Source organism: Gemmobacter sp. (genome assembly GCF_016792925.1).
Taxonomy (GTDB): Bacteria; Pseudomonadota; Alphaproteobacteria; order Rhodobacterales; family Rhodobacteraceae; genus Gemmobacter.
Window position 1 is genome coordinate 1 of record NZ_JAEULU010000280.1, and the last position, 5,984, is coordinate 5,984.

At 64.9% G+C, this 5,984-nt stretch carries 5 protein-coding genes; all 5 read left to right on the top strand.

Annotated features, from left to right (window positions below):
• The first annotated feature begins 74 nt into the window (after positions 1–74).
• Genes JNN06_RS13415 through JNN06_RS13435 form a run of 5 tightly spaced genes read left to right on the top strand, consistent with a single transcriptional unit; the run spans position 75 to position 5,976 of the window.
• Entirely contained in the window at positions 75–542 is a 468-nt protein-coding gene (locus JNN06_RS13415) for a formate dehydrogenase subunit gamma (RefSeq protein WP_291240098.1), read from the top strand.
• A gap of 2 nt (positions 543–544) precedes the next feature.
• The gene (locus JNN06_RS13420) at positions 545–2,065 is read left to right on the top strand and encodes an NADH-quinone oxidoreductase subunit NuoF (protein ID WP_291240102.1); all 1,521 of its coding nucleotides are present in this window, start codon (positions 545–547) and stop codon (positions 2,063–2,065) included.
• A complete protein-coding gene (fdhF, locus tag JNN06_RS13425) occupies positions 2,062–4,938 on the top strand; it encodes a formate dehydrogenase subunit alpha (RefSeq protein ID WP_291240099.1) in 2,877 nt (958 codons plus the stop codon). The genes JNN06_RS13420 and fdhF overlap by 4 nt, the downstream gene beginning before the upstream one ends.
• Positions 4,938–5,750 (top strand): formate dehydrogenase accessory sulfurtransferase FdhD, encoded by an 813-nt coding sequence (fdhD, locus tag JNN06_RS13430; RefSeq protein ID WP_291240100.1) that lies wholly within the window; start codon positions 4,938–4,940, stop codon positions 5,748–5,750. Before fdhF ends, fdhD begins: the two co-directional genes overlap by 1 nt.
• Positions 5,740–5,976 carry a formate dehydrogenase subunit delta gene (locus JNN06_RS13435; protein WP_291240101.1) on the top strand — a complete coding sequence of 79 codons (237 nt, stop codon included), beginning with the start codon at positions 5,740–5,742 and terminating at the stop codon, positions 5,974–5,976. Before fdhD ends, JNN06_RS13435 begins: the two co-directional genes overlap by 11 nt.
• Positions 5,977–5,984: the final 8 nt, after the last annotated feature.

Sequence of the window (5,984 nt, forward strand, 5' to 3'; positions counted from 1 at the left end):
AACCACGACAAAGCCATATTGATTTGCCTATCAAGCCGCGCCATCTTCCCGCCCAGCTAACGGGAGGTCAGCCAATGCCGGATCAATCCGCCATCATCGCGCAGGTGACACAGATCATCGCGGCGCATCAGGGGGTTGAGGGGCCGCTGCTGCCGATCCTCCATGCCATCCAGCACCAGTTCGGCCATGTGCCGCAGGCCGCGCTGCCGGTGATCGCGCAGGCGCTCAGCCTGTCGAAGGCCGAGGTGCATGGCGTCATGTCTTTTTATCACGACTTCCGCGAAGAACCGGCGGGCCGCCATATCGTGAAACTGTGCCGCGCCGAAAGCTGCCAATCTGTTGGCGCTGATCGCGTGGCCGCCCATGCGCAGGCCCGGCTGGGCGTTGATTGGCATGGCACCACCCCCGATGGCGCCGTGACGCTGGAGCCGGTGTTCTGCCTTGGCCTTTGCGCCTGTGGCCCCGCCGCCATGGTGGATGGCCGCCTTGTGGGCCGGGTGGATGAGGCGCGCGTGGATGCGCTGCTGGCGGAGGTGCGCTGATGCTGAAGGTTTACATTCCCCGCGATGCCGCCGCCAAAGCGCTTGGTGCTGAGGATGTCGTGGCCGCCCTGCGCGCCGAGGCTGCGCGCCGTGGCGTTGAGGTGTCGATCATTCGCAACGGCTCGCGCGGGATGGTCTGGCTGGAGCCGCTGGTCGAGGTGGAAACGCCCGAGGGCCGCGTGGCGTTCGGCCCGATGACCCCCGCTGCCGTGGCGCAGGTGTTTGACGGCGGCCCGCTGTCGCTGGGCCTGACCGAGGATCTGCCCTGGCTCAAGGCGCAAACCCGCCTGACCTTCGCGCGCTGCGGCATCATTGATCCGCTGAGCCTCGCCGATTACCGCGCCCATGGCGGGCTGGAAGGGCTGGCAAAGGCTGTAGCGATGACGGGCGCCGAGATTGTGAACGAGGTTTCACAATCTGGTCTGCGCGGTCGCGGCGGCGCGGGTTTCCCCACCGGCATCAAGTGGAAAACCGTGCATGATGCGGCGGCGCCGCAAAAATACATCGTCGCCAATGCCGATGAGGGCGACAGCGGCACCTTTGCCGACCGTATGATCATGGAAGGCGACCCCTTCGTGCTGATCGAAGGCATGGCGATTGCAGGCCTTGCCGTGGGCGCCACCAAAGGGTTTGTGTATATCCGTTCGGAATATCCCGACGCCATCGAGGTGATGACCGAAGCGGTGGCGATTGCCACGCGCGAAGGCGTGCTGGGGGCCTCGGTTCTGGGCTCCGGCAAGGCCTTTGACCTGGAGATCCGCACCGGCGCCGGGGCCTATGTCTGCGGCGAGGAAACCTCGCTGCTGAACAGCCTTGAAGGCAAGCGTGGCACCGTGCGCGCCAAGCCGCCGCTGCCGGCGCTGCAAGGTTTCATGAACCGCCCGACCGTGGTGAACAACGTGATCTCGCTGGCCTCGGTGCCGGTGATCCTGGCCAAGGGCGCGGCGTTTTATGCGGGCTTCGGTCTGGGCCGGTCGCGCGGCACCATCCCGCTGCAAATCGCCGGGAATGTGAAACAGGGCGGCCTCTATGAGATCGCCTTTGGCCTGTCGCTGCGCGAGATCGTGCAGCAGATCGGCGGCGGCACGGCCTCGGGGCGGCCCGTCAAGGCGGTGCAGGTCGGTGGCCCGCTGGGCGCCTATCTTGCCCCGCATCAGTTTGATATTCCTTTCGGATATGAGGAATATTCCGGCCAGAACGCGCTGATCGGCCATGCTGGCCTGACCGTTTTTGACGACAGCGCCGACATGCTGAAACTCGCCCGCTTCGCGATGGAATTCTGCGCCATCGAAAGCTGCGGCAAATGCACGCCCTGCCGCATCGGCGCGGTGCGCGGCGTGGAGACCATCGACCGCATCGGGCGCGGTGACGCCGCCGCCATCCCCTTGCTGACCGATCTGTGCGACACCATGAAATCCGGCTCGCTTTGCGCGCTTGGCGGCTTCACGCCCTATCCGGTCATGTCTGCCCTCACCCATTTCCCCGACGACTTCTCCGCCACCGCCAAGGAGGCCGCCGAATGAAAGACTTCATCATCCCCGACCGCGATTTCGGCACGCCTGCGTCCAAATCGAAACAAATGGTCACATTGACCATCGACGGCTTCGACGTGACCGTGCCCGAGGGCACCAGCATCATGCGCGCCGCCGCCGAGATCGGCATTTCGGTGCCGAAACTGTGCGCCACGGACAATATTGACGCCTTCGGCTCCTGCCGTCTGTGTCTGGTGGAGATCGAGGGCCGCAATGGCACCCCGGCCTCCTGCACCACGCCCGTGGCCCCCGGCATCAAGGTGATGATGCAAACCGGCAAGCTGAAGCAGCTGCGTCGTGGCGTGATGGAGCTGTATATCTCCGATCACCCGCTGGATTGCCTGACCTGTGCCGCCAATGGCGATTGCGAGCTGCAAGATCAGGCGGGCGCTGTGGGCCTGCGCGATGTGCGCTATGAGGCGGTGGAGACCCATTTCCGCGCCAAGGACACCAGCGGCCTTGCCAACCCGCAATGGCTGCCGAAAGACGACAGCAACCCCTATTTCAGCTATGACCCCAGCAAGTGCATCGTCTGCTCGCGCTGCGTCCGTGCCTGCGAGGAAGTGCAGGGCACCTTCGCGCTGACCATCGAGGGCCGGGGCTGGGACAGCCGCGTGTCCTTCGGCATGAAAACCGACACGGCGCTGGCCTCGGATTGCGTGTCTTGCGGCGCCTGCGTGCAGGCTTGCCCGACCGCGACCCTGACCGAGAAATCGGTGATCGACATCGGCACGCCCGACCGCGCCATTGTGACCACTTGTGCATATTGCGGCGTCGGCTGCCAGTTCAAGGCCGAGATGCGCGGCGATGAGCTGGTGCGCATGGTGCCCTACAAGCACGGCAAGGCCAATCGCGGCCATAGCTGCGTCAAGGGCCGCTTCGCCTATGGCTATGCCAGCCACAAGGATCGCATCCTGAACCCGATGATCCGCGACAGCATCAACGATCCGTGGAAAGAGGTCTCCTGGGCCGAGGCCATGGAGTTTGCCGCCAACCGGATGAAGGGCATTCAAGAGCGCCATGGGCGGCAATCGGTCGGGGTCATCACCTCGTCGCGCTGCACCAATGAAGAAGCCTATCTGGTGCAGAAACTAACCCGCGCCGTATTCATGAACAACAATACGGATACCTGCGCGCGGGTGTGCCATTCGCCCACCGGCTATGGTCTGGGGCAAACCTTCGGCACGTCGGCAGGCACGCAAGATTTTGATTCGGTTGAACATTGTGATGTGGCGCTGGTCATCGGGGCCAACCCGCATTCCGGCCACCCGGTCTTTGCCAGCCGCTTGAAAAAGCGCCTGCGGCAAGGGGCCAAGCTGATCGTCGTCGATCCGCGCCGCACCGAAATGGTGGAAGGCCCGCATTTCAAGGCCGCCCACCACCTCGCGCTGAAGCCCGGCACCAACGTGGCCATCGTCACCGCGCTGGCGCATGTGATCGTCACCGAAAAGCTGTATAACGAAGAGTTCATCCGCGCCCGCTGCGACTGGGACGAGTTCCAGGATTACATGGAATTCGCCGCCGATCCGCGCAACAGCCCCGAGGCGATCGAGATGCTGACCGGCGTTCCGGCGGCAGAGGTGCGCGGCGCGGCCCGGCTTTATGCCACCGGCGGCAATGCGGCGATCTACTATGGCCTTGGCGTGACCGAACACAGCCAAGGCTCCACCACCGTCATCGGCATCGCCAATCTTGCGATGCTGACCGGCAATATCGGCCGCCCCGGCGTGGGCGTGAACCCGCTGCGCGGCCAGAACAACGTGCAAGGCAGCTGCGACATGGGGTCTTTCCCGCATGAGCTGCCGGGCTATCGGCATGTGAAGGGGCCGGAAGTCCGCGCGATCTTTGAAAAGGCCTGGGGCGTGACCATCGACCCGGAGCCGGGCCTGCGCATCCCGAACATGCTGGACGCGGCAGTGGAGGGCAGCTTCAAGGGCCTGTATTGCCAGGGCGAAGACATCCTGCAATCCGACCCCGACACCAAGCATGTGGCGGCGGGCCTTGCGGCGATGGAATGCGTCATCGTGCATGACCTGTTCCTGAACGAAACCGCTAATTACGCCCATGTGTTCTTCCCCGGCTCGTCCTTCCTGGAAAAAGACGGCACCTTCACCAATGCCGAGCGCCGCATCAACATGGTGCGCAAGGTGATGGCGCCGAAGCAGGGCTATGCCGATTGGGAAGTGACCCAGATGTTCGCGCAGGCCATGGGCGCGGATTGGAACTACACGCATCCCTCGCAAATCATGGAAGAAATCGCCCTTACCACCCCCAGCTTCGCCGGCGTGAATTACGAGGCGTTGGAGGCCAGGGGCTCGATCCAGTGGCCCTGCAACGAGAAGGCGCCGGAAGGGACGCCGCTGATGCATATTGACGGTTTCGTGCGGGGCAAGGGCAAGTTCATCCGCACCGAATATGTCGCGACGGATGAGAAAACCGGCCCGCGCTTCCCGCTGCTGCTGACCACCGGGCGCATCCTCAGCCAGTATAACGTGGGCGCGCAAACCCGCCGCACCGAAAACGTGGTCTGGCATGGCGAGGATGTGCTGGAGGTTCACCCGCATGATGCCGAAACCCGTGGCATCCGCGAGGGCGATTTCGTGCGGCTGGCCAGCCGTGCGGGGGAGACCACGCTGCGCGCCACGATCACCGACAAGGTCTCGCCCGGGGTGGTTTACACGACCTTCCACCACCCGGTGACGCAGGCCAATGTCATCACCACCGATTTCTCGGATTGGGCGACCAACTGCCCCGAGTATAAGGTGACGGCGGTGCAGGTCAGCCCCTCTAACGGGCCGTCGGAATGGCAAGAGGCCTATGAGGCCCAGGCCACCCAATCGCGCCGCATCGCAGCGGCCGAGTGATGCAGGGCCATCGCCCCTTGCCGCGCCTGCTCTACCGGGCAGGCGCGCTGACCCAAGGCAGCCGCGCGCTGCCCGAGGAGGTGGCGGTGGCGCTGTCTTATAATGGCTCCACCCATGCGGTGATGATGGCGACACCCGCCGATCTGGTTGATTTCGCACGCGGATTCACCCTGACCGAGGGCATCGCCACGTTGGACGAGATCGAGAGCATCGAGGCGGTGGAAACCCCCCGCGGCCTGGATCTGCAAATCTGGCTGACCGAGGCAGCGGCCGCGCGGCAGGCCAAAAGGCGGCGCAGCATGGCCGGGCCGGTGGGCTGTGGCCTTTGCGGCATCGACAGTCTGGAAGAGGCGCTGCGCGCGCCGCGCCCGATTCCTGAAACATCGTTCACAATGAGCCCGGATCAGGTGCTGGCCGCCATCCGCGATCTGGAAAACCACCAGCCGCTGCATGATCAGACCCGCGCCGCCCATGGCGCGGCGCTGTGGTCAGGCGGCGCGATCCGCCTTGCGCGCGAGGATGTGGGCCGCCACAACGCGCTGGACAAGCTGATCGGGGCGGTGCGTGCCAGCGCGCATCCTCCGGGCAACAGCGCCCTGATCCTCACCTGCCGGACCTCGGTCGATATGGTGCAAAAGGCCTGCGCCGCCGGGTTTCCGCTGCTGATCGCCGTATCGGCCCCCACCGCCGCCGCCGTTGCCATGGCCGAGGCGGCGGGGCTGACACTGATTGCGCTGGCCCGCCCCGACACCTTTGAAATCTTCACCCACGCCGCGCGCATCCGCCCGGAGGAGGCAGCCCATGTCGCATGACACCCATTGGCAAACCAAGCTGATCACCATGGCGAACCAGATCGCCCGCTTCATGGAAAGCAAACCCCATGCCGAGGGCGTGGAAGGGCTTGCCAGTCATATCAATGACTTCTGGGAGCCGCGCATGCGCCGCCAGCTGTTCGAGCTGCTGGACCAAGGCGGCACTGGCCTGCGCCCGCTGGTGCTGGACGCCGCCGAGAAAATCCGCCGCCCGGCCGCCGCCTGACCTGTTAT